Here is a 21,480-nt window from a genome sequence, read left to right as displayed (position 1 = left end):
ACATGATGTGCGCTGCCCGGCCCGCGGACGAGCGGCGGGCTCCAGGTACGTCGACACGGGAGCACCATGGCCAAGGACCTGACCGGACGCAGCACCGGCGGCAGACTGTTCGCCAGGACGGGGGCGGCCGTCGGGCTGCTCGTCGTCGCGCTCCTGGTCGTCCTGGTGTTCGCCCGGCCCACCACCGTCTCCACCGGCCCCGACCAGGTGGCGCTGCACTACACGGGCGGCGCGTTCACCCCGACCCGCTTCGGTGACTGCGTCGGCACCTCCAGCCGGGCCTGGGACGGTCCCGGTGACAAGCACTTCTCCTACCCCTCCTCGCAGCGCAACTACGTGTTCGGGGAGAACGGCGACCGGGGCGGCATGACGTTCGTGACCAAGGACGGCATCGAGATGGCCGTGGACGGCGTCGCCTCCTTCATGCTCAACACCGAGTGCCAGACGCTGCGCCGGTTCCACGACCTGATCGGCAACCGGTACTCCGCCTACATGGACTCCTCGGACGGCAACGGGTCGCAGGGCTGGCTCAACATGCTGGCCGTCTACGTGTCCAAGCCGCTGGAGACCGCGGTCGACCGCGCCTCGCAGAACTACACCTACACCGACCTCTACATGGACCCGAACGTCAAGGCCCAGTGGGAGCGCGACGTGCTCGACCAGCTGCCCGACCTGGTCGGCCGGCAGATCGACGGCGAGGAGGAGTTCTTCACGAACTTCTCCATCACCCTGCAGAAGCCGGTCCCGCCGGAGTCGGTCAAGGCCGCGCTGACCGCCCAGCAGGAGGCGGTGGCCAAGGCCAAGGCCAAGGAGGCCGAGGCCGATGCCCAGGTCAAGGCCGCCGAGGCGCAGGTCAAGGTGGAGAAGGCCGAGGCCCAGAAGATCCAGGAGCGGATCAACGTCCTGGGCCGCGACGGCTACCTGCGGCAGTACGCCATCGACAAGGGGCTGAACCCCTACCAGCCCACCACCAGCGGGATCATCCAGAACCGGGAGTGACCCGCTGGCTGCGGAAGAAGTCGTCCAGCAGGGCGGCCGACTCCGCGGCGAGCACCCCGGCGACCACCTCGGGCCGGTGGTTGAGGCGACGGTCGCGGACGACGTCCCACAGGCTGCCCACGGCGCCGGCCTTGTCGTCGTACGCGCCGAAGACGACGCGCGCCACCCGGGAGAGGACGGCGGCACCGGCGCACATGGTGCACGGCTCCAGGGTGACCACCAGGGTGCAGCCGTCGAGCCGCCACTCGCCGCGGGTGCGGGCCGCCTGGCGCAGCGCCACCACCTCGGCGTGACCGGTCGGGTCCGCCTCGGCCTCCCGCACGTTGCGGCCGGTGCCCCACACCTCCCCGTCCGGGGAGAGCACCACGGCGCCGACCGGGACGTCGGCGGAGGCGGCGGCCTCGCGGGCCACGTCGAGGGCCAGGCGCATGGCGTCGTCCCAGGCGGAGGCGCGGCCGAGCGGTCGGTGGGGGGCGGGCACGGCGCTCAGCTGGACCGGAGCCCGACGACGGCGTCGAACTCGGGGCCGAAGCCCAGGCGGTCGGCGATCTCGGAGAGCATCTCGTCAGGGTAGAGCTCGGCGTCGTCGAGCAGCACGCCCATGTCGATCGCGGGCATCCCCAGGTCGCCGACCAGGTCGAGGTCGCCGGCCGGCTCCTCCTCCTCGTCGTCCTCGGGCAGCAGCCCGAGGAACTCCACCGCCGAGCGCGCCAGCTCCCACTCGATCGCGGCGCTGACGTCGCTGAGCAGCACCCGCGTCACCGCCCCGGAGACCCGGACCATCACGAAGAAGTCCTCGTCGATCGAGACCATGGCCAGCGCCCCGGCGTCCCCGGGGAGCCGGCGCAGTCCCTGGGCCAGCGTCTCGACCGACGCGCACGAGGTCACCGCGAGCTCGGCGAGCCGCCAGCTCCCGTCCTGGCGGTAGGCGGCCAGGGCGAAGTCGATGTCGTCTGTCTGCTCCGGGGCCAGCGCCACGGTCGACCCCCTCTGCCCGGCTCCTGGCCCGCGTCTCCGGCGGGCCTGCCCGAGCGTCCAGCGTGGCACGGACACCAGCCCCCGCCAACCCCCGCGGGCCGGCGCGCACGTCACGCGCGCGCACGGGTGCCCGGAGGGGGCTCCGGCGGGCCGGCTCGACTAAAGTCGGAGACATGCGCATCCAGGTCGTCGACCACCCGCTCGTGGCCCACAAGCTCACCGCACTGCGCGACCAGGAGACGGACTCGCCCACGTTCCGTCGCCTCACCGACGAGCTCGTCACCCTGCTCGCCTACGAGGCCACCCGCGACGTCCGGGTGGGACCGGTCGAGATCCACACGCCGGTCTCGCTGACCACCGGGGTCAAGATGGCCACGCCGCGGCCGCTGGTCGTGCCGATCCTGCGCGCCGGGCTGGGCATGCTCGAGGGGATGATGCGGCTGCTGCCGACCGCGGAGGTCGGCTTCCTCGGGATGGAGCGCAACGAGGAGACGCTCGAGGTCGCGACGTACGCCGAGCGGCTCCCCGACGACCTCTCGGGCCGCCAGTGCTACGTGCTCGACCCGATGCTGGCCACCGGCGGCACGCTGGCCGCGGCGATCAAGTTCCTCACCGACCGGGGCGCCGACGACATCACCGCCCTGTGCCTGCTGGTGGCCCCCGAGGGCTGCGCGCGGCTCGAGCGGGAGCTGAGCGACCTCGAGGTCCCGGTCGCAGTGGTCACCGCCGCGATGGACGAGAAGCTCAACGAGAAGGGCTACATCGTCCCCGGGCTCGGGGACGCGGGAGACCGGCTCTACGGCCTGGCCGGCTGAGCGTCCGGTGCGCCCGGTGAGTCCGGGTGCGGCTGGAGCATCGAGAGGAACACGTAGGTACGCCGGGACGCGTCCCGGCCGCGGGTGCGGCGACGCCAGTCCTGGAGCAGGTCGCTCAGCTCCTGGGTGAGCGCGAGCGCCTCGTCCTCGGTGAGCCGCAGCGACTGCTCGGTGACGGCCCGGTGCACCCCCTCCTGCGGGCCGACCGTGTGCGCGGCGTCGACCAGGGTGTGTGCCCAGGAGGCGGCCTGGGAGCGGAAGACGGCCGCGGCCGCCGGCCCGCCCGGCTGCTTCTCCAGCTCGCGCAGGTCGAAGTCGAGGCTCTCCTCCTGCACCTGGCGCCACACACGGTCGCGCCGGTCCCGGCCCTCCCCGGGCGCCTCCTCGACCAGGCCGTACTTGGCCAGCTGGCGCAGGTGGAACGAGGCCTGGTTGGCCGGGATGCCCAGCTCGCGGGAGAGGTCGGCGGCGCGCAGCGGCCCCTGGGCCGAGAGCTCGCCGAGGATCCGGTTCCGGACCGGGTGGGCGAGGGCGCGGAGCACCGTCGGGTCGTGCACGTAGGCCATGGCAGGACCCTACCCGCACGAAATATTGCGCAAGAATGCTTGCGCAATATGTCTTGCGCAATCTACCGTCGGCGCTGTGACCGGCTACCGATCCCTCGCCCGCAACCGCGACTTCACCCGGTTGTGGGTGGGGGAGGCGGTCAGCCAGCTCGGCACCGCGGCGACCCTGTTCGTCTTCCCCCTGCTCGGCTACGCGCTCACCGGCTCCGCGCTGCAGGCCGCGATCCCGGTGGCGGCGTACACCCTGGGCATCGCGCTCGCCCTGCTGCCGGCCGGCGTGATCGCCGACCAGCTGGACCGCCGTCGGCTGCTGATGGGGGCCAGTGCGGTGGGGCTCGTGCTGAGCACCTCCATCGGGATCGCCGGACTGCTCGGCTCGCTGAGCCTGACCCACCTCGTGCTCGTGGCCCTGGGCACCGGGGCGGTGGCGGGGATCTACATGCCCACCGAGCTCTCCGCCGTCCGCACCGTGGTGACCCGGGCCGAGCTACCGACCGCGATCAGCCAGAACCAGGCGCGCCACCACGTGGCGTCTCTGCTCGGCGGACCGCTCGGCGGCGCGATGTACGCCGTGGCCCGGCCGCTGCCCTTCCTGGTGGACGCGGTCACCTTCGCCGTCTCCCTGGTCAGCGTCTCCCGGGTGCGGACCGACCTCTCGCCGACCGAGCGGGCGCGCAGCACGCCGGGGCGCGAGCTGGTCGAGGGGCTGCGCTACCTGCTGGCCCGGCCCTACTTCCGCGCCAGCGCCGCCTTCTCCGCGGCCTTCAACCTGGTGGTCAACGCCGTCCTCTTCGTCGCCGTGCTCCGGTTGGCGCAGGCCGGGGTCCCGTCCACCACGATCGGTCTGGTCGAGGCGTTCGCCGGGGCCGGGGGAGTCGTCGGCGCGCTCGTCGCGCCGTACCTGGTAGACCGGGTGCGGACCGGGCACCTCACGGTGGCCGCGGCCTGGATCTGGGTGCCGCTCCTGGTGCCGCTGGCCTTCTGGTCCTCCCCGTGGGTGGTCGGGCCCGTGCTCTGCGTCGGGCTGCTGCTCAACCCGGCGGGCAACGCCGCCAGCCAGTCCTACCGGGTGGCCATCACCCCCGACGAACTCCAGGGCCGGCTCGCCTCCTCGTCGCAGTTCCTCGCCTTCGTGACGATCCCGCTCGCCCCGCTGCTCGGCGGGTGGCTGCTGGAGACCTTCGGTGCCGCCAGTGCCGTGCTGGCGCTGCTCGTGCTCGCGGTCCTGGCGGCGCTCATCCCCACTCTCACCCCGGCCATCCGCACCGTGCCGCGCCCGCGGGACTGGCCGACGCTCGCCGAGGCCACTGCGCCGACTGTGATCAGCGCAACCACCCCATAAACGCTGCACTCCAACCACCTGAGTGCAAGAATGCACTCCATGTCCGAGAGTGCAACGCCTGAGCCCCTGGCGAGCTCGCCCGCGACCGGCTCGCGCGCGGCGAAGCGCTTGGAGACCAGCCGCCGGATCATGCGCGAGGCGCTGAGGCTCACCCTCGAGCGCGGCCTCGAGGGCTGGACCATGGAGGACCTCGCCGGGGCCAGCGAGGTCTCCCGCCGCACCCTGTTCAACTACTACCCCGCCAAGCTCGACGCCGTGATCGGGCCTGCGCCCGAGCTCGGGCCCGAGCTCTTCGCCGACTTCCGGGCCGGCGGGCCGACCGGCGACCTGATGGAGGACTGCAAGGTCCTGGCCCAGGCGTTGCTGGCGGAGAACGCGTTCCACGAGCGCGACCTGCGGCTCCAGCGCCAGGTGCTCACCGAGGTGCCTCGGCTGCTCATCGCCGTGCACGAGCGGTTCGAGGCGATCGCCGGGGAGCTGGTCGAGCAGATCCTCGCCCGCGAGGGCAAGGAGTTCGGCGACCAGCGGGCCCGGATGCTGGTGCGGCTGATGGTCGCGCTCTTCGACAGCTGCCTGGAGAGCCTGGCCCTCGAGCGCGACGAGCGCCCCCTGCCCGACCTCTTCGCCGAGGCGCTGGACACCGCCCGAGAGCTGCTCGCCTAGGCCCGGCGACCCCCGTACGACGCACGAACTCCCCGACGCACGCACCGCAGAACCCCAGAACAAACCCCCCGAGACCACGTGTCCGTCCCACCTCCTCAGGAGATCTGACCCAGATGGCAACCCTGCTCTACCGACTCGGCAAGACCGCCTTCCGGCGCTGGCCGTTCTTCCTGATCGCGTGGCTGATCGCCTTTCTGGCGATCGGCGGCTTCGCGGCCACCCAGTCCAAGCCGATGAGCGACGCGCTGACCATCCCGGGCATCCCCTCGGAGAAGGCGTCCGACCTCCAGCAGGAGCTGTTCCCCAACGCCGAGGACCCGTTCGCCGAGGCGACGGTCAACATCGTCGCGGTCGCGCCCGAGGGCACGACGCTGGAGGACCCGGAGAACGTCAAGGCGATCGAGCAGCTGCTCGCCGGCATCCCGGAGCTGCCGCAGACGCCGCCGGTCAAGGAGATGCAGCTGGTCGACCCGGCCACCGCGGCCGCGGGCCAGGAGAAGATGGTCCTCGACGCGGCCAAGGAGAGCGGCATGCCGCTCGACGTGGCGCGCGAGAACGCCAAGGTGCTCTCGCCGCTCTCGGAGGACAAGACCACTGGCATCGTCAGCTTCGAGTGGGACGTCGAGTCGCCCACCGAGGTGAAGGGCACCACCATCGACGAGCTCGAGGAGCTCCTGGCCGACGTCGAGGACTCCAGCGGCATGCGCCTGGAGATCAACGGCTCCGGCACCAGCGTGATCACCGAGCTCGGTCTGACCTCCGAGGCGATCGGCGTCGCGGTGGCGCTGGTGGTCCTGCTGATCACCTTCGGCTCGCTGGTCGCCGCCGGCATGCCGATCCTGATCGCCCTGGTCGCGGTGGGCCTGACCAACGTCGGCATCATCGGCATGACCGCCTTCACCGACATCGGCTCGACCACGCCGCTGCTGGCCACCATGATCGGCCTGGCGGTCGGCATCGACTACACGCTCTTCATCCTGGCCCGCTACCGCAGCGAGCTGCACCACACCGACGACCGCCAGGAGGCCATGGGCATCGCGGTCGGCACCGCCGGCTCCGCGGTGGTCTTCGCCGGCCTGACGGTCATCATCGCCCTCGCCGCGCTGGTGGTCGTGGACATCCCGTTCCTCGCCTCGATGGGCTTCGCGGCCGCGACCGGCGTCGCGCTGGCCGTGCTGGCCGCGCTCACCCTGCTGCCGGCGTTCCTGGGCGTGCTGAAGTCGAAGGCCTTCGGCGGTCAGGTGATCAAGCACAACCCCAAGCGCGAGGCCGACGGCCACGTCATCAACAACGGCGTCCGCTGGGCCCGCCTGATCGGCAAGGCCCCGGCCGCGTTCGCGCTGCTGGTGGTCATCGTGCTCGGCGCCCTGGCGTTCCCGATCAAGGACCTCTACCTGGCGTTCCCGACCGACGGCACGAAGCCGACCTCCACCACGCAGCGCCAGGCCACCGACCTGACCGCGGACGCGTTCGGGGCCGGTCGCGAGGGTCCGTTCGTCGTCGTCGTCGACGCCGGCGACGTGCCCGAGAAGGAGCGCGGTCAGGCCTTCGGCGAGGTCGCCGGCTGGGCCGCGGAGATGGACGGCGTCGCCAACGCCCAGGTGGTGATGAGCAACGAGGAGGGCACCGGCGCCCAGGTGCTGGTCACCCCGACCACGGGCCCGGACGACGAGGAGACCACCGAGCTGCTCCAGGCGCTGCGCGACGGGCAGTCCGACATCGAGGAGCAGACCGGCGCCACCACCGGCGTCACCGGGCTGACCGCGATCACCACCGACGTCTCCGACCGGCTCAACGACGCGCTGCCGGTCTACCTGGCGGTCGTGATCGGGCTCGCGTTCGTCCTGCTGGTGCTGGTCTTCCGGTCGATCCTGGTGCCGCTGACCGCCACCCTGGGCTTCCTGCTCTCGGTGCTGGCCACGCTGGGCGCCACCGTCCTGGTCTTCCAGGAGGGCGCGCTCGGGATCATCGAGGGTCAGCCGATCGTCTCGTTCATGCCGATCATCCTGATCGGCATGGTCTTCGGGCTCGCGATGGACTACCAGGTCTTCCTGGTGACCCGGATGCGTGAGGCGCACGTGCACGGGAAGTCCACGCGGGACGCGGTGGTCGACGGCTTCCGCAACAGCGCCCGGGTGGTCACCGCCGCGGCGGCCATCATGATCGCGGTCTTCGCCGCCTTCATCCTGCAGACCGAGCCGATCATCAAGTCGATGGGCTTCGCGCTGGCGGTGGCGATCGTCTTCGACGCCTTCATCGTCCGGCTGGTGCTGATCCCGGCACTGCTCTACATGCTGGGTGACAAGGCCTGGTGGATCCCGCGCTGGCTCGACAAGATCCTGCCCAACGTCGACGTGGAGGGCGAGAAGCTGCACCGCCCCTACCTCAAGGACGGCGTGCCGGAGGACGACTACATCTGAGTCGCCCCTGGGTCGTACGACGCAGGCACGGGCCGCGGTCTCCTTCCGGGAGGCCGCGGCCCCTTGCGTCTGCGGGGTCCACAGCATCGGACGGGGGAGTCTGGGAGGGGGTCGCGGGGGCCCGGTCACCCGTGAGACCGTGCGGGATGCGACACACGTCACCTGTAGGTTGACCTCGCTCACACCTAGGAGGCATTCGTGCGCATCGGCATTCCCCGCGAGTCCCGGCCCGGCGAGACCCTCGTCGCGGCGACGGCGAAGACCGCGGATCAGCTCGCCAAGCTCGGCTACGAGGTCGTCGTCGAGACCGGCGCAGGCCAGGCAGCGGACCTGCGGGACGAGACGTACGCCGACGCCGGCGTGCGGGTCGCCGACGGTGCGGAGGTCTGGGCCAGCGACGTGGTGGTCAAGGTCAACGCACCCACCCCCGAGGAGATCGGCCGGCTGCGTCGGGGCGCCACCGTCGTCTCGCTGATGGCGCCGGCCCGCAGCCCGGAGCTGGTCGAGCAGCTGGCTGCCGCCGGCGTCACCGGCCTGGCGATGGACGCGGTGCCGCGCATCTCGCGGGCGCAGTCGATGGACGTGCTCAGCTCGATGGCCAACGTCGCGGGCTACCGCGCGGTGATCGAGGCCGCCCACGTCTTCGGCCGCCAGTTCACCGGCCAGGTCACCGCCGCCGGCAAGGTGCCGCCCGCGCGGGTCTTCGTGGTCGGCGCCGGCGTGGCCGGGCTGGCCGCGATCGGCGCGGCCGGCTCGATGGGTGCGATCGTCCGCGCCTTCGACGTACGCCCCGAGGTCGCCGAGCAGGTGCAGTCGATGGGCGCCGAGTTCGTCACCATCGACGACCCGGCGATGGAGGCGCAGGCCTCCTCCGACGGCTACGCCAAGGAGATGACGGCCGAGCAGGAGAAGGCCACCGCGGTGATGTACGACGAGGAGGCGCGCAACGCCGACATCGTCATCACCACCGCGCTGATCCCCGGCCGGCCCGCGCCGCGGCTGATCACCGCCGAGACGGTCAGCCGGATGAAGCCCGGCTCGGTGATCGTCGACATGGCCGCCGCCAACGGCGGCAACTGCGAGCTCACGGTGAAGGACGAGAAGGTCGTCACCGAGAACCTGGTGACGATCCTCGGCTACACCGACCTGGCCGGCCGGCTGGCCGCCCAGACCAGCCAGCTCTACGGCACCAACATCGCCAACCTGTTCAAGCTGCTCACCCCCGGCAAGGACGGCGAGCTGGTCCTGGACATGGACGACGTCGTGCAGCGCGGCATCACCGTGGTCCGCGACGGGGAGTCGATGTGGCCGCCGCCGCCGGTGCAGGTCTCGGCCGCCCCGGCCGCCGCGCCCGCCCCGGCGAAGGAGCCGGCCGCGCCCAAGCCGCCACCGGACCCGCGCCGCAAGGTGTTCGCGGCCGCCCTGGGCGCGGTGCTCTTCGCCGCGCTCGCGACGGTCTCACCGGGGGCGTTCCTCAACCACTTCACCGTCTTCGCGCTGGCCGTCTTCGTCGGTTACTACGTCATCTCCAACGTGGCGCACGCGCTGCACACCCCGCTGATGAGCGAGACCAACGCGATCTCCGGGATCATCGTGGTCGGCGGGATCCTCCAGGTCGGCTCGGAGAACCTGCTGGTCTCGGCGCTGGCCGTGGTCGCCGTGCTGGTGGCCAGCATCAACATCTTCGGTGGCTTCCTGGTCACCCTCCGCATGCTCGAGATGTTCCGGAAGGACTGAGCCATGACCGACTTCCTGACGTCCTCCGAGCTCGTGGGCTTCGTCCAGGGCCTCTACATCATCGCCGGCGTGCTCTTCATCGCCGCGCTGGCCGGGCTCTCCAAGCACGAGACCGCCAAGCGCGGCAACCAGGCCGGCATGGCCGGCATGGGGCTGGCCCTGGTCGCCACGATCCTGCTGGCCGCCCGGCAGAGCCAGTACGTCGGCTACCGCGACCTGCCGATCACCCTGGTGCTGATCGCCGTCCCGATGCTGATCGGCGGCGCCATCGGCGCCTGGAAGGCGCGCACGGTCGAGATGACCGGGATGCCCGAGCTGATCGCGCTGCTGCACAGCTTCGTCGGCCTGGCCGCGGTGCTGGTCGGCTTCAACTCCTTCTTCGAGCACGGGACGCACGACAAGGTGCACGCGGTCGAGGTCTTCCTCGGCGTCTTCATCGGGGCGGTCACCTTCACCGGCTCGATCGTGGCCAACCTCAAGCTGAGCGGGAAGATGAAGTCCTCGCCGCTGACCCTGCCGGGTCGGCACCTGCTGAACGCCGGGATCCTGGTGGTCTCGCTGGGCCTGATGATCTGGTTCATGTCGTCGCAGGCGATCCTCACCGGCGACGTCGAGGTCGGGCTGGTGCCGCTGCTGCTGATGACCGCGCTCGCGCTGCTGCTCGGCTTCCACCTGGTGGCGGCGATCGGCGGCGGCGACATGCCCGTCGTCGTCTCGATGCTCAACTCCTACTCCGGCTGGGCCGCCGCGGCCGCCGGCTTCATGCTGAGCAACGACCTGCTGATCATCACCGGCTCCCTGGTGGGCTCCTCCGGTGCGATCCTGTCCTACATCATGTGCAAGGCGATGAACCGCTCGTTCATCTCGGTGATCGCCGGCGGCTTCGGCTCCGACGGCGGCTCCGCGGGCGAGGCGCGCGACTACGGCGAGCACCGCGAGATCACCGCCGAGGAGACCGCCGAGCTGCTGACCGGGGCGAGGTCCGTGGTGATCACCCCGGGCTACGGCATGGCGGTGGCCCAGGCGCAGTACCCGGTCGCCGAGCTGACCGCGGCGCTGCGCTCCCGGGGCATCGAGGTCCGGTTCGGCATCCACCCGGTCGCGGGCCGGCTGCCCGGCCACATGAACGTGCTGCTGGCCGAGGCCAAGGTGCCCTACGACATCGTGCTCGAGATGGACGAGATCAACGACGACCTCCCCGAGACCGACGTGGTCCTGGTGATCGGCGCCAACGACACGGTCAACCCGGCCGCCGTCGAGGAGCCGGACTCCCCGATCGCCGGGATGCCCGTGCTGGAGGTCTGGAACGCGCGTGAGGTCATCGTCTTCAAGCGCTCGATGGCCACCGGGTACGCCGGCGTCCAGAACCCGCTCTTCTTCAAGGAGAACACCCGGATGCTCTTCGGGGACGCCAAGGAGCGGGTCGAGGACATCCTCCGGTCCGTGCCGCGCGAGGCCGCCGTCCGCTGACGGCCTGACAGCCTTGACCTTCTGACCGGCCTGGACGCCGTCTGCCTCGCCCCCCGCCGAACGGGACCGGAGCTCACGACGAGGTGGCGCCGGCGCCGACCGGCAGCTCGGTCAGCACCTCGTAGCGCGGCCGCTTGCGGGGCCCCTCGCCCAGGTGCGACTGGATCAGGGTCACCGTGTCGACCGTCCAGGGCGGCCCCTCGTAGGAGTCGAGCAGGCGGACCCACGGGGTGACCTCGGTCGGGCGTCCCATCCGGGCCACGGTCAGGTGCGGCCGGAAGCGGCGGCCCTCCACCGTGGTCCCGGTCCGGCTGGCCGCAGCCCGGGAGCCCTCGGCCAGACGGCGGAGCTGGAGCCGGCCGGGGTCGTCGAGGGCGAGCCCGGCCCACAGGACCTTGGCGCCGGCGACGTGCGGGAAGGCGCCACCCCCGGCGATCCGGGTGGGGAACCGGTCCCGGCGGGCCGCACCTCGGCCCAGGCGCTCGACCAGCTCGTCGAGGTGCCGGTCGGCGACCTCGGGCAGGAACGCCAGGGTCACGTGGATCTGGTCGGCCAGGGTCCAGCGGAAGCGGGCGGCCTCGCGGCGTACGTCGAGGAACTCGTCGAGGTGCTCGACCGCCTCGGGCGGCGGCACGACGGCGACGAAGAGCCTCATGACCACAGTCTGGGACACGCGCGTCCGCCTCGACACCCCTGCGGCGCCGGTCGGTCCCGGCTTCCGGACGTCACGCCGGGCCCTGCCGGACCCCCGGTGGACACCCCTTGCCAAACCCTTGTGGCTCACTAGTCTTTTGGAATGGCTGCGGACCGTCTCCCGGACTTCTTCCTGATCGGTGCCCCGAAGGCCGGCACGAGCGCCCTGCACGCCGCCCTGGCCCAGCACCCGCAGCTGCACATGAGCCGGGTCAAGGAACCGAAGTACTACATGTGCGGCGACTCGCCGCCGCCGGCGTACAAGGGGCCCGGCGACGCGCACAGCAACCGGGAGTGGATCTGGCAGCGTCGGCGCTACCTCGACCTGTTCCGCGACGTGCCCGCAGGCGTGCTCGCGGGGGAGAGCACCCCGTTCTACCTCTACAACCGCGACGCCCGTCGCCGGCTCGCGGTGGACCGCCCCGACGCCAGGCTGGTGGCGGTGCTGCGCGACCCGGTCGACCGGGCCTACTCCAACTGGATGCACCTGTGGACCGACGGGCTGGAGCCGCGCGGCGACATCCTCGAGGCGGTGGCGCGCGAGCAGCAGCGGATCGACGCCGGGTGGGCGCCGTTCTGGCACTACCGGAACGTCGGGATGTACGGCCGGCAGCTCGCCGACCTCTTCGACCACTTCCCCCGCGAGCAGGTGCTCGTGCTGCGCTACCGCGAGCTGGTCGACCAGCCGTCGCAGGCGCTCGACCGGGTCTTCCGGTTCCTGGGCGTCGACACCGCCGACGTGGCGGCGATCCCGAAGGACAACTCGCGTCCGTTCGTGCGTGACGGCGCCCGGGTGCGGGCCATCGGCCCGGTGATCCGGGCCGGGGCGGCGGTGGGACAGTTCCTCCCGCCGGAGGTCTGGCGCACGGTGAGCCGTCCGCTGGTCGCGCAGCTGCACCGCGGCGGCGACGAGTCCCGGCCGCGGCTGACCCCGGGCCAGCGGGCGTTCCTGCTCGAGCCGCACCTGCCGGACATCGCGCTGCTCGAGGAGCTGACCGGCGAGTCGTTCGAGGACTGGAAGACCTACCGCGACGGCGGCACCTTCTCCAGCCGTACCAGCGCCCAGTCCAGGGTGGGCTGAGCCAGGGTCGGCGGGTCAGGCCCGGCTCAGCGAGGTCACCAGGTCGTGCGCGCCGTCCTCGCGGGCGACCTCGACGTAGAACCGGGTCGAGCCGTCGGGGAGCGGGACCGCGGAGGCGTAGCGCAGTGCGCCGTCGGAGTGCGGGGAGCGCAGCGGCGGCACGCTGTCGTCGGCGACCAGGGCGCCGTCCTGCGCGGACGCGACGCCGGTGGTCTCGTGCCAGTTGTCCTCGGCCCGGGGGCGGCCGTCGTACAGCACCACCAGCGGGTCGTGGGAGAGCACGGTGGTGACCCGGGCGCCGCGGGCGTCCCAGGCGTCCGGCCGCGGCTCCAGCACCGTGCCGTGCCGCTGCCAGACCAGGCCGTCGTCACTGGTCAGGTACGCCGTGCTCATCCGGTCCTCCTGGCCGGGCTCGGTCAGCGGGTGCTCGCAGACCCACATCTCCCACCGTCCGTCACGCTCGGTGATCACCGGGTCCTTGACCGCCACGGCGTCGTCGCCGGCCAGCACGACCGTCCGCCGACCGGTGGGGAGCCCCTGGGGGGTGTCGGCGTCCAGCGCCTCGATCCACCAGTGCTTCGACCCCGGGGTGGCGCAGGAGAGGTAGAGCCGCCAGCCGCCGTCCGGGCGCCTGAGCACCACCGGCCGCTCGAACGACTCGGCACCGAACTGGTCGCGGAAGACCTGGGCCTCGGTGCGGAACCGCACCCCGTCCACCGAGCTGGCGACGACCGTGGAGAGGCCACGGCCCGCGTCGAGCGGTCGTCGGATCCGGTAGGCGAGCCAGAAGGTGTCGTCGACCAGGGTCACGGTGGCAGCGCCCGCCCAGTTGCCCGGCCCGATCCCCGGGGCCGGGACGACGACCTCGGCACCGTCGAGCTCGGGCAGCGGCAGCGTGTGCAGGCTCATGCGGCTAAAGTCTATCTTGCTTGTTGCCTTTGCGGCAGTCCCTCGGCACGTCCGACGGAATCCCCGCACAGCCGGGGATCCCCGGGGTTGGCACGGGATGCATGCCGTGCCAGGTCACCGGAGTGCGTGCCATGTTCGTGCCTGGCGGGCCGAAGCGCCGGGACAGGCGAGTGCGGTACGCCGGCGCCGCCGCTGGCCGCCCGGCCGTCCCCCGACGTACGCCGTGCCCAGCCCGCGGTGGGACGCACGGACCTGGCGCGGACTTCACCGACCTGTCGAGCGTTGCGACGCGTGCCAACCCTCGGGATCCCCGCACAGCCGGGGATCGCACCACCGACGCCAGGGGCGCAGGCGGGGGCGCAGGCGGGGCGCAGGCGGGGGCAGGGAGAGAAGCGAGCCTCTCAGACCTGGCCGCCGATCAGCAGGCCCACCACGTGCGTGGCGACCATCGCGAAGACGCCGCCGCACACGTTGCGGATCACCGCACGGCCCGGGGGCGAGCCGCCGAGCCGGGCACTGACGTAGCCGGTGACGGCCAGGGCCAGGGCCACCGCCACGGCGGTGATGTAGACCCGCAGGTCGATCGGGGTGAAGACGATCACCAGCAGCGGCAGCAATGCCCCGAGGGTGAAGGCGAGCATCGACGCCCAGGCGGCGTGCCAGGGGTTGGTCTGCTCCTCCGAGTCGATGCCCAGCTCGACCTCGGCGTGCGCGGCCAGCGCGTCGTGGGCGGTGAGCTCCTTGGCGACCTCCAGGGCAACCCGCTCGCTCACCCCGCGGGAGACGTACAGGCCGGCCAGCTCCTCCAGCTCCGCCTCGGGCGCGTCGCGCAGCTCGGCGCGCTCCTTGTCGAGCAGCGCCAGCTCGGAGTCGCGCTGGGTGCTCACCGAGACGTACTCGCCGGCGGCCATGCTGATCGCACCGGCGACGAGTCCCGCGACGCCGGCGACCAGCACGGCGGACTGGGTCTCGGTGGCTCCGGCGACGCCGACCACCAGGCCCGCGGTGGAGACGATGCCGTCGTTGGCGCCCAGCACGCCGGCCCGCAGCCAGTTGAGCCGCGACGCCACGCTCTGCTCGTGCGGCTCGTCGGCATGGGTCCGGCCGAGGCTGCGGGGAGGCTTGCTCATGGGTCAATCAGATCCCCTGCCGGGAGCAGCGGCAAGGGCCCCTCGGCACGTTCAGTCGGTCCGAGGGCGGTCTGCTTCCTGGTCCATGGCGGGGGCTCGGCTGTGGCGACGGCGCGAGAGCGCCGGAGCCCCCACCATGGAGGTCGGGCAGACCGGACGGGGTCCGGGGCGACCCCGTCCGGGCCAGAGACCGGTCAGAGACCCAGGTCGCGGGCGATCAGCATCTTCATGATCTCGTTGGAGCCGGCCCAGATCTTGGTGACGCGGGCGTCGCGCCAGGCGCGGGCCACGCGGTACTCGTTCATGTAGCCGTAGCCGCCGTGGATCTGCAGGCAGTGGTCGAGGACCTCGGACTGGATCTGGGTGGCCCACCACTTGGCCTTGGCCGCGTCGATCGCGGTGAGCTCCTTGCGGGTGTGCTTCATGACGCACTGGTCGATGTAGGCCTCGGTGACCTCGACCCGGGTGACCAGGTCGGCCAGCAGGAACTGGGTGTTCTGGAACTTGCCGATCGGCTGGCCGAACGCCACCCGGTCCTTGGCGTACTGGATGGTCTCCTCGAGGATCTGCTTGGCGTGCGCGACCCCGGTGATCGCGGTGCCGAGGCGCTCCTGCGGGAGGAACTGCATCATCGAGATGAAGCCGGTGTCGAGCGGGCCGACCAGGTCGTCGTTGCTGACCCGGACGTCCTCGAAGGAGAGCTCGGCGGTGTCGGAGTCGTCCTGGCCGACCTTGTCCAGCACCCGGCCGACGGAGAACCCGGGGGTCTTGGTGTCGACCGCGAAGAGCGAGATGCCCTTGGCCCTCTTCTCGGGCGCGGTGCGCGCGGCCACCACCACGATGTCGGCGGAGCCGCCGTTGGTGATGAAGGTCTTGGAGCCGTTGATGACCCAGTCGTCGCCGTCCCGGACCGCGGTGGTCTTGAGGTTGGCGAGGTCGGAGCCGCCGCCGGGCTCGGTCATGCCGATGGCGAGCAGGGTCTCGCCGGAGGCGACGCCGGGCAGCCAGCGCTTGCGCTGCTCCTCGTTGGTCAGGTGCACCAGGTAGGGCGCGGTGATGTCGGCGTGGATGCCGACGCAGGAGGGCAGGGTCATGTTGACCTTCGCCAGCTCCTCGGTGAGGACCGCGTTGAACCGGTAGTCGCCGGCGTCGACGCCGCCGTGCTCCTCCGGGATCTCGAGCCCCAGGAGCCCCTGCGCACCGGCGTCCAGCCAGAACTGCCGGGTGAGCCCGTGGTTCTTCTCGTACTCCTCGAGGTTCGGGACCACCTGTCGGTCCAGGAACTCCTTGACGGAGGCGCGGAACGCCTCGTGGTCCTCGTTGTAGATCTCGCGCGTCATGCCCCCCAGGTTACTCGCGGGTCAACCATCGCGTACGCCGTCCCGCCCCGTGTGCACGCCGGGGAGGAACCGGCGTAGCCCTGCCCTTGGGGGTGTCTTTCCCCTAGACTCCGGACGGGGGTCGGTACGCCGGAGACGACGTGCCGAGGCACAGGGGGTGCTGCCTGATGAAGCCTGACAACGGACGTTCGTCGTCGTCCGAGGGACGACCGCGCGCCGGGACCTGGGGCGGTGCCACGGACCGGCAGGCGCTCCAGCAGATCGCCGAGGACATCAGCTCGCGCTCACGGTTCCAGGTCTGCGTGATCGAGGTGCTGCGCACCGACGGGATGCTCGAGACGGTCGCGGTCGCCGGGCGCCCGGACGTGGTCGGCTGGCTGCTCGGTCAGGGCACCCCGGTCGGGGCCAGGGACGACGCGTTCACGTGCGGAGCCACCTTCGGGTCGCTCACCTTCGTCGCGGCGGAGTGGCTGAGCGAGCGGGCGGCCGACCTGGTCGACGTCTACGGCTACGTGCCCGACCTGCCCGACCTGCCCGACTCCGAGGACTCCGACGCCTGGCGGGCGCGCGACATGCTGGTGGCCCGCCTCACCGACGAGTCGGGAGCCCTGCGCGCGGTGGTCTGGCTCGACGAGCCCGAGAGCGGTCGCCGACTCCAGGTCCCCGAGCTGCTCGCGCTCTCGAGCTCGCTGGCGCTCGACTTCCGGGCCGTCGTCACGACGGTGGAGCGCGAGTCGCTGGCCCAGCAGGTGCGGATGGCACGGGCGGCCAGGACGATGATCCGGGCCGCCAGCGGACGGCTGGAGATCGCCGAGCTCCTGGAGATGGCCAAGCACGAGCTGCGCGAGGCGTTCCGCGCCTCGCACCTGGACGTGCACGTGCAGCACGGTCTTGTCCCCGAGGGACAGCGGCCCGGACAGGACGGCCTGCGGCACGGTCTCGACGGGCAGCGGCACGGTCTCGACGGGCAGCGGCCGGGGATCGAGCCGCAGAGCAGCGTGCTGGACGGGCTGAGCTCCGTCTCCCCGGCGCTGGAGAGAGAGATCGGGGAGGCGATGACCCGGGCCTGGCGGCACGAGCGGGTGGTGATCATCGAGCCGGGACACGTCTGGGGCGACGCGGGGCTCGACTCCCGTTTCCGCGACGAGCTGGACCTGCACCTGGCCGAGCTCGGCCTCTCGACGGTCGTCCTGGTCCCGATGGCGGCCGGCGGCCTGCTGCTGGGAGCCCTGGTGATCCACCGCCGTCCCGACGGCGTGCGGTGGACCGACAGCGAGAGCTCGGCAGCGCTGGACGTCGGGCAGGACCTGGCCAGTGCCATCCTGCAGGCCCGGGCACTGCAGGGCGAGCACCAGCTCAACGTCGAGCTGCGCAGGCTCGACGAGTACCGCCAGGAGCTGATCTCGACGGTCTCCCACGAGCTGAAGAACCCGATCGGAGCGATCCTGGGCCACCTGGAGATGCTCGAGGGCGAGCCCGGCCTGCCGCGCCACGTGAGCCTGGGGATCGACGCCGTGGGGCGTGCGGCCTCCCGGCTGGGGACCCTCGCCGAGGACCTGCTGACCCTGAGCCGGCTCGGCTCCGCCGGCGCGAGCCGGGCGGCGCTGCCGATCGACCTCGCCCTCGTGCTCACCGAGGCGGTGGAGAGCTCCCAGGTCGCGGCGGACCAGGCGCAGGTGCGCCTCGAGGTCGGGCGTCGTGACGAGCACGCCGTCGTCCTGGGCGACGCCGACGACCTCTACCGGGTGATCTCCAACCTGGTGAGCAACGCGATCAAGTACTCACCGCCCGACGCCACGGTGCGACTGTGCCTGAGCCTGGAGGACGACGGAGTCTGCTTCACCTGCGAGGACGAGGGGATGGGGATCAGCCCCGCCGACCAGGCCAAGCTGTTCGAGGAGTTCTTCCGCTCCACCAACCCGCTCGCGCTGGCCAGGCCGGGCACCGGACTCGGCCTCCCGATCGTCAAGCGGGTGGTCGAGCGGCACGGCGGCCGGATCGGGGTGGAGTCGGAGCTCGGTCGGGGCACCCACGTGTACGTCTGGCTGCCCCGCGCCGACTGACGCGCCTCAGCCGGCCTGGTCGCCCTCGACCTGCCCACCGCCGACCTCTGTGCCCTCGAAGTCCTCCCCCTCCACCAGCTCACCGCTGACCACGTCCCAGTCGAAGGACACCTGGAGCCCGTCGACCTCGGTCGTCGTCACCTGCACGGGGACCGCACCCGCCTCGGTCAGGCCCCGGCAGGTGAGGGTGGAACCGGGCGTGGCCACCAGCACGTCGTCGCACATCACCTTCTTCACGCCCACGTCCTCGGTGCCCAGCTCGTCGGCGAGCCTCTTCTGCACCTCCGCGGCGCCGAGGAAGACCAGCGTCTCGTAGGAGAGGTCGTCACCGTCGACCTCGGTGGTGATGAACCGGACCCCGGTCACCGAGCCCTCGGCGTCCTCCACCAGGCAGTCGGCGCTGTCGTTCACCACGGCCTTCAGGTCGCCGGGGCAGTCGATGAGGTAGTCCTCGACGCCCTCTCCGGTGGCGGCCTCCTGCACGCGTTCCTCCAGGGTGGAGGCGGACACGGTCGAGGGGTAGCCGCACCCGCCCACGAGGAGCAAGGGCACCACCGGGGCGAGCAGGAGCCGGGAGGTGGGTCGTCGCATGCTGCCACGCAATCAGGTCCCGGCCCGAAGGAACCGGGCCGAAGGTCCCCGGATTTCCGAGCCCAGGAGCTACCCGACCCAGCAGCCACCTGACCCAGGAGCCACCTGACCAGGAGCTATCGGGACAGGAGCTCGTCCACCCAGGCCGGCACCAGCTCGGTGGCCGGGCCCTGGCGGGCTCGAGCGAAGCCGTCGGCGCCGAGGCTGGCGTCCAGGTTGAGCTCGAGCGTGTCGCCCTGGGCCCAGTGCACGAACGCCGCCGCGGGGTAGACCGTGCCGGAGGTGCCGATGGCGACGAACAGGTCGCACGCCTCCAGCGCCCGCTCGATCCAGTACATCTCGTAGGGGATCTCGCCGAACCAGACGACGTCGGGGCGAAGGCTGCGGCTCCCGCAGTCGGGGCAGGGCGGGCGGTGGGCCAGCGGCCCGTGCCACTCGTGCCGTGCGTCGCACGCCGTGCACCAGGCGGCCGCCAGCCTGCCGTGCATGTGCAGCACCCGCTCCGAGCCTGCCCGCTCGTGCAGGTCGTCGACGTTCTGGGTGACCAGCAGCAGGTCGTCGCCGAGGGCCTGCTCCAGCCTGGCCAGCGCCTGGTGTGCGGCGTTGGGCCGCACCCGGGACAGCGCCGCCCGCCGCTCGTCGTAGAACCGGTGCACCAGGTCGGGGTCCGCGGCGTACGCCTCCGGGGTCGCGACCGTCATCGGGTCGTGCCCTTCCCACAGGCCGTCGGAGTCCCGGAAGGTCGGCACCCCGCTCTCCGCGGAGATGCCGGCACCGGTCAGGACCACCACGCTCATGAGGTGAAGTATCCCCGGCCACGGGCGCCGGGACCGAGCCGGACGCCGTGATAGAAGTGCCGCGAGGGTTTGACCGGCCCGTGCCGGGGAAGGAACCCCGGCGAGAGCGCCGGGCAGAGGTGCAGACAGGCGCTGCCGGACAGGGTGCCAGGACGTTGACACGCCGCAGGGGCGGTCGCACGGGTCGAAGGGGTGGACGAGGGACCATGACGCTCGAGGTCGTGCCCGAGGAGCTGCGCAGCGCGGCGAACAAGCTGGCCGCGGCGGCCGAGCCGCTCGCCTGTCGCGACGTGAGCGAGTCGGGAGTGAGCGGTGAGTCGTTCGGGCACGTCGAGCTCGCCTCGTGGACCCAAGCCATCCTGCAGTACTGCCGCGAGGCCAACACCCAGCTCAGCACGGCCGCCACGACCATGGGGCAGGACCTGAAGGAGACCGCCGACGACGTCGAGGCCGGCGACCGCAACGTCGGCACCAGGTTCGACCCGTTCGGGTACGGCCTCGGTGGCACGGGAGTGGGCGGAGTCGGTGCGGGCGGGGTCTCGACGCCGTCCTTCGGCCCGGGGCCGGTCGCCCCGTGACCGCACCCGCCTCCAAGGAGCTCGGCCAGACCGACGACCACCGCGAGCTGGTCCCCGGCGACGTGAGCGCGGTGCGGGCCGTGGTCACCCGGCTCACGCAGCTGCACACGACGACCGACGGGGCGTTCGACGACTTCGGCGCGGCCCGCGTCCCGGCCTGGACCGGGTTCGCGGCGGCGGCGTACGAGTCCGCCCACGAGGAGGAGCGGGAGCGCTGGAAGCTCTACCTCAAGCTCCTCGACACCTCGGCCAAGGCGCTCGAGGTGTACGCCGGCCACCTCGAGGCCGCGCAGGGCAAGGCGGCCGAGGCGCTGGCCAAGTGGGAGGAGGGTGAAGCCAAGCGGATCGCCGCCTACGACGCGTGGGAGAAGACCCGGCAGACCTGGAACGCCGCGGTGGCCGAGGGGCGTCCGCTCGACGAGATGCCGCCACACCCCGGTGCCTTTCCCTCCGACCCCGGCGCCGCGCTGCGCAACGAGGCCGAGGAGCTGCTCGAGACCGCCCGGGACGAGCTCGAGGCCGCCGGCGAGACGGCGACCGTGGCGCTGGGCCGCGAGGACGGCTCGCGCACCGAGGAGGAGAACGGCTGGTTCGGCGCCGAGGGCTCGGCGTCCGGGCCGTCGTTCAACTGGGGCCCGCTCTCCGAGGCCTTCGGCAGCGACCCGCGCGAGGTCGGCGGTGGACGCAGCTGGGACGACTTCGCGCTCACCCTCGGCGAGGCCGAGGGCGCCGCCTGGATGTACCGCGCCACGGGCACCTGGGAGGACTACTGGGGCGACGTCCGGATGAACGCCGACGGCACCTTCCGGTTCCTCGAGGCCAGCGGCCGCGCGGGCGCCGGCCTGGACTCGGACGGGGCCCGGGTCGACCTCGGCGGCAAGCTCACCGTGGTCGGCGTCGACGGCCAGGTCGGCGGGGAGTACGGCGTCGTGGAGGGCAACGTGTCCGGCGAGGCCGAGGTCGCCGCCTCGGCCGACGGCAAGGCCCTGTTCGGCCGCAACGGCGCCCACGCCAGCGGCGAGCTCTTCGCCGGTGCCCGGGCTGGGGTGGACGGCTCGATCGACGTCGGCGGCTTCGGCGGCAAGGCCGGGGTCGAGGGCTGGGCCGGCGCGGGCGTCGGCGCCGAGTTCAACGTCGGCTACGAGTCCGGCAGGTTCACCATCGGGGGCAGCGGTGGCATCGCCTGGGGGGTGGGTGGCAAGGTCAGCGGCGAGGTGATCCTGGACTTCCCGAAGATGTACGAGACCGGCCGCGAGATCGTCGAGGGCATCGGCGGCTGGTTCCCGTGACCGCCGCCCGACCTGCGCG

At 72.1% G+C, this 21,480-nt stretch carries 20 protein-coding genes; 11 read left to right on the top strand and 9 right to left on the bottom strand.

What is annotated here, in order from left to right:
• Window positions 1–66 precede the first annotated feature (66 nt).
• On the top strand, window positions 67–999 hold the full coding sequence (locus H8838_RS18755) for an SPFH domain-containing protein (RefSeq protein WP_185994352.1): 933 nt from the start codon (window positions 67–69) through the stop codon (window positions 997–999).
• Here the strand turns inward: H8838_RS18755 and tadA are convergent.
• Together tadA and H8838_RS18745 are read right to left on the bottom strand one after the other, a co-directional pair.
• Window positions 980–1,429: a tRNA adenosine(34) deaminase TadA gene (gene tadA / locus H8838_RS18750; RefSeq protein ID WP_185994723.1), complete on the bottom strand. Its 450-nt coding sequence runs from the start codon at window positions 1,427–1,429 to the stop codon at window positions 980–982. The genes H8838_RS18755 and tadA overlap by 20 nt on opposite strands.
• A gap of 56 nt (window positions 1,430–1,485) precedes the next feature.
• On the bottom strand, window positions 1,486–1,977 hold the full coding sequence (locus tag H8838_RS18745; protein WP_185994353.1) for a tRNA adenosine deaminase-associated protein: 492 nt from the start codon (window positions 1,975–1,977) through the stop codon (window positions 1,486–1,488).
• A 173-nt stretch (window positions 1,978–2,150) separates the two neighbouring features.
• Here H8838_RS18745 and upp point away from each other — a divergent pair, with 173 nt between their 5' ends.
• Entirely contained in the window at window positions 2,151–2,792 is a 642-nt protein-coding gene (gene upp, locus H8838_RS18740) for a uracil phosphoribosyltransferase (protein ID WP_181312990.1), read from the top strand.
• On the opposite strand, the gene H8838_RS18735 is transcribed toward upp, so the two are convergent.
• Window positions 2,774–3,358, bottom strand: coding sequence for a helix-turn-helix domain-containing protein (locus tag H8838_RS18735; protein ID WP_181312991.1), 585 nt, complete (start codon window positions 3,356–3,358; stop codon window positions 2,774–2,776). The two genes, upp and H8838_RS18735, sit on opposite strands and share 19 nt — an antisense overlap.
• Before the next feature lie 76 nt (window positions 3,359–3,434).
• Here H8838_RS18735 and H8838_RS18730 point away from each other — a divergent pair, with 76 nt between their 5' ends.
• From H8838_RS18730 to pntB, 5 genes are all read left to right on the top strand, one after another.
• Entirely contained in the window at window positions 3,435–4,700 is a 1,266-nt protein-coding gene (locus H8838_RS18730) for an MFS transporter (RefSeq protein ID WP_185994354.1), read from the top strand.
• A 39-nt stretch (window positions 4,701–4,739) separates the two neighbouring features.
• Window positions 4,740–5,363 carry a TetR/AcrR family transcriptional regulator gene (locus H8838_RS18725; protein ID WP_185994355.1) on the top strand — a complete coding sequence of 208 codons (624 nt, stop codon included), beginning with the start codon at window positions 4,740–4,742 and terminating at the stop codon, window positions 5,361–5,363.
• A gap of 113 nt (window positions 5,364–5,476) precedes the next feature.
• Complete coding sequence (locus H8838_RS18720) at window positions 5,477–7,783, top strand: MMPL family transporter (protein WP_185994356.1); 2,307 nt, start codon at window positions 5,477–5,479, stop codon at window positions 7,781–7,783.
• A gap of 198 nt (window positions 7,784–7,981) precedes the next feature.
• Entirely contained in the window at window positions 7,982–9,520 is a 1,539-nt protein-coding gene (locus tag H8838_RS18715; protein WP_185994357.1) for a Re/Si-specific NAD(P)(+) transhydrogenase subunit alpha, read from the top strand.
• Between the two features lie 3 nt (window positions 9,521–9,523).
• Window positions 9,524–10,990 (top strand): Re/Si-specific NAD(P)(+) transhydrogenase subunit beta, encoded by a 1,467-nt coding sequence (gene pntB, locus H8838_RS18710; RefSeq protein ID WP_181312996.1) that lies wholly within the window; start codon window positions 9,524–9,526, stop codon window positions 10,988–10,990.
• A gap of 73 nt (window positions 10,991–11,063) precedes the next feature.
• On the opposite strand, the gene thpR is transcribed toward pntB, so the two are convergent.
• On the bottom strand, window positions 11,064–11,645 hold the full coding sequence (thpR, locus tag H8838_RS18705) for an RNA 2',3'-cyclic phosphodiesterase (RefSeq protein WP_185994358.1): 582 nt from the start codon (window positions 11,643–11,645) through the stop codon (window positions 11,064–11,066).
• Between the two features lie 141 nt (window positions 11,646–11,786).
• On the opposite strand from thpR, the gene H8838_RS18700 reads away from it, so the two are divergent.
• Window positions 11,787–12,764 (top strand): sulfotransferase family protein, encoded by a 978-nt coding sequence (locus tag H8838_RS18700; protein WP_185994359.1) that lies wholly within the window; start codon window positions 11,787–11,789, stop codon window positions 12,762–12,764.
• 15 nt (window positions 12,765–12,779) lie between these two features.
• Here H8838_RS18700 and H8838_RS18695 read toward each other — a convergent pair whose 3' ends face one another.
• The 3 genes from H8838_RS18695 to H8838_RS18685 all read right to left on the bottom strand — a co-directional run bounded on the left by H8838_RS18695 (window position 12,780) and on the right by H8838_RS18685 (window position 16,143).
• A complete protein-coding gene (locus H8838_RS18695; protein ID WP_185994360.1) occupies window positions 12,780–13,673 on the bottom strand; it encodes a hypothetical protein in 894 nt (297 codons plus the stop codon).
• Window positions 13,674–14,074: 401 nt separating this feature from the next.
• Complete coding sequence (locus tag H8838_RS18690) at window positions 14,075–14,803, bottom strand: VIT1/CCC1 transporter family protein (protein ID WP_185994361.1); 729 nt, start codon at window positions 14,801–14,803, stop codon at window positions 14,075–14,077.
• Window positions 14,804–14,997: 194 nt separating this feature from the next.
• Window positions 14,998–16,143 carry an acyl-CoA dehydrogenase family protein gene (locus H8838_RS18685; protein ID WP_181313001.1) on the bottom strand — a complete coding sequence of 382 codons (1,146 nt, stop codon included), beginning with the start codon at window positions 16,141–16,143 and terminating at the stop codon, window positions 14,998–15,000.
• 167 nt (window positions 16,144–16,310) lie between these two features.
• Between H8838_RS18685 and H8838_RS18680 the strand changes: the two genes are divergently transcribed.
• Window positions 16,311–18,206 carry a sensor histidine kinase gene (locus H8838_RS18680; protein ID WP_185994362.1) on the top strand — a complete coding sequence of 632 codons (1,896 nt, stop codon included), beginning with the start codon at window positions 16,311–16,313 and terminating at the stop codon, window positions 18,204–18,206.
• A 6-nt stretch (window positions 18,207–18,212) separates the two neighbouring features.
• On the opposite strand, the gene H8838_RS18675 is transcribed toward H8838_RS18680, so the two are convergent.
• Together H8838_RS18675 and H8838_RS18670 are read right to left on the bottom strand one after the other, a co-directional pair.
• On the bottom strand, window positions 18,213–18,797 hold the full coding sequence (locus H8838_RS18675) for a DUF4333 domain-containing protein (RefSeq protein ID WP_185994363.1): 585 nt from the start codon (window positions 18,795–18,797) through the stop codon (window positions 18,213–18,215).
• A gap of 116 nt (window positions 18,798–18,913) precedes the next feature.
• A complete protein-coding gene (locus H8838_RS18670) occupies window positions 18,914–19,594 on the bottom strand; it encodes an NAD-dependent deacylase (protein WP_224766255.1) in 681 nt (226 codons plus the stop codon).
• A gap of 206 nt (window positions 19,595–19,800) precedes the next feature.
• Between H8838_RS18670 and H8838_RS18665 the strand changes: the two genes are divergently transcribed.
• Both H8838_RS18665 and H8838_RS18660 read left to right on the top strand, forming a co-directional pair.
• Window positions 19,801–20,172 (top strand): type VII secretion target, encoded by a 372-nt coding sequence (locus H8838_RS18665; RefSeq protein WP_185994364.1) that lies wholly within the window; start codon window positions 19,801–19,803, stop codon window positions 20,170–20,172.
• Complete coding sequence (locus H8838_RS18660) at window positions 20,169–21,461, top strand: putative T7SS-secreted protein (RefSeq protein ID WP_185994365.1); 1,293 nt, start codon at window positions 20,169–20,171, stop codon at window positions 21,459–21,461. The genes H8838_RS18665 and H8838_RS18660 overlap by 4 nt, the downstream gene beginning before the upstream one ends.
• Window positions 21,462–21,480: the final 19 nt, after the last annotated feature.

Origin of the sequence: Nocardioides campestrisoli (genome assembly GCF_013624435.2) — a bacterium.
GTDB lineage: Bacteria > Actinomycetota > Actinomycetes > Propionibacteriales > Nocardioidaceae > Nocardioides > Nocardioides campestrisoli.
The sequence above is the reverse complement of the archived record's forward strand: the minus strand, read 5'-3'. Positions and strand labels throughout refer to the sequence as shown.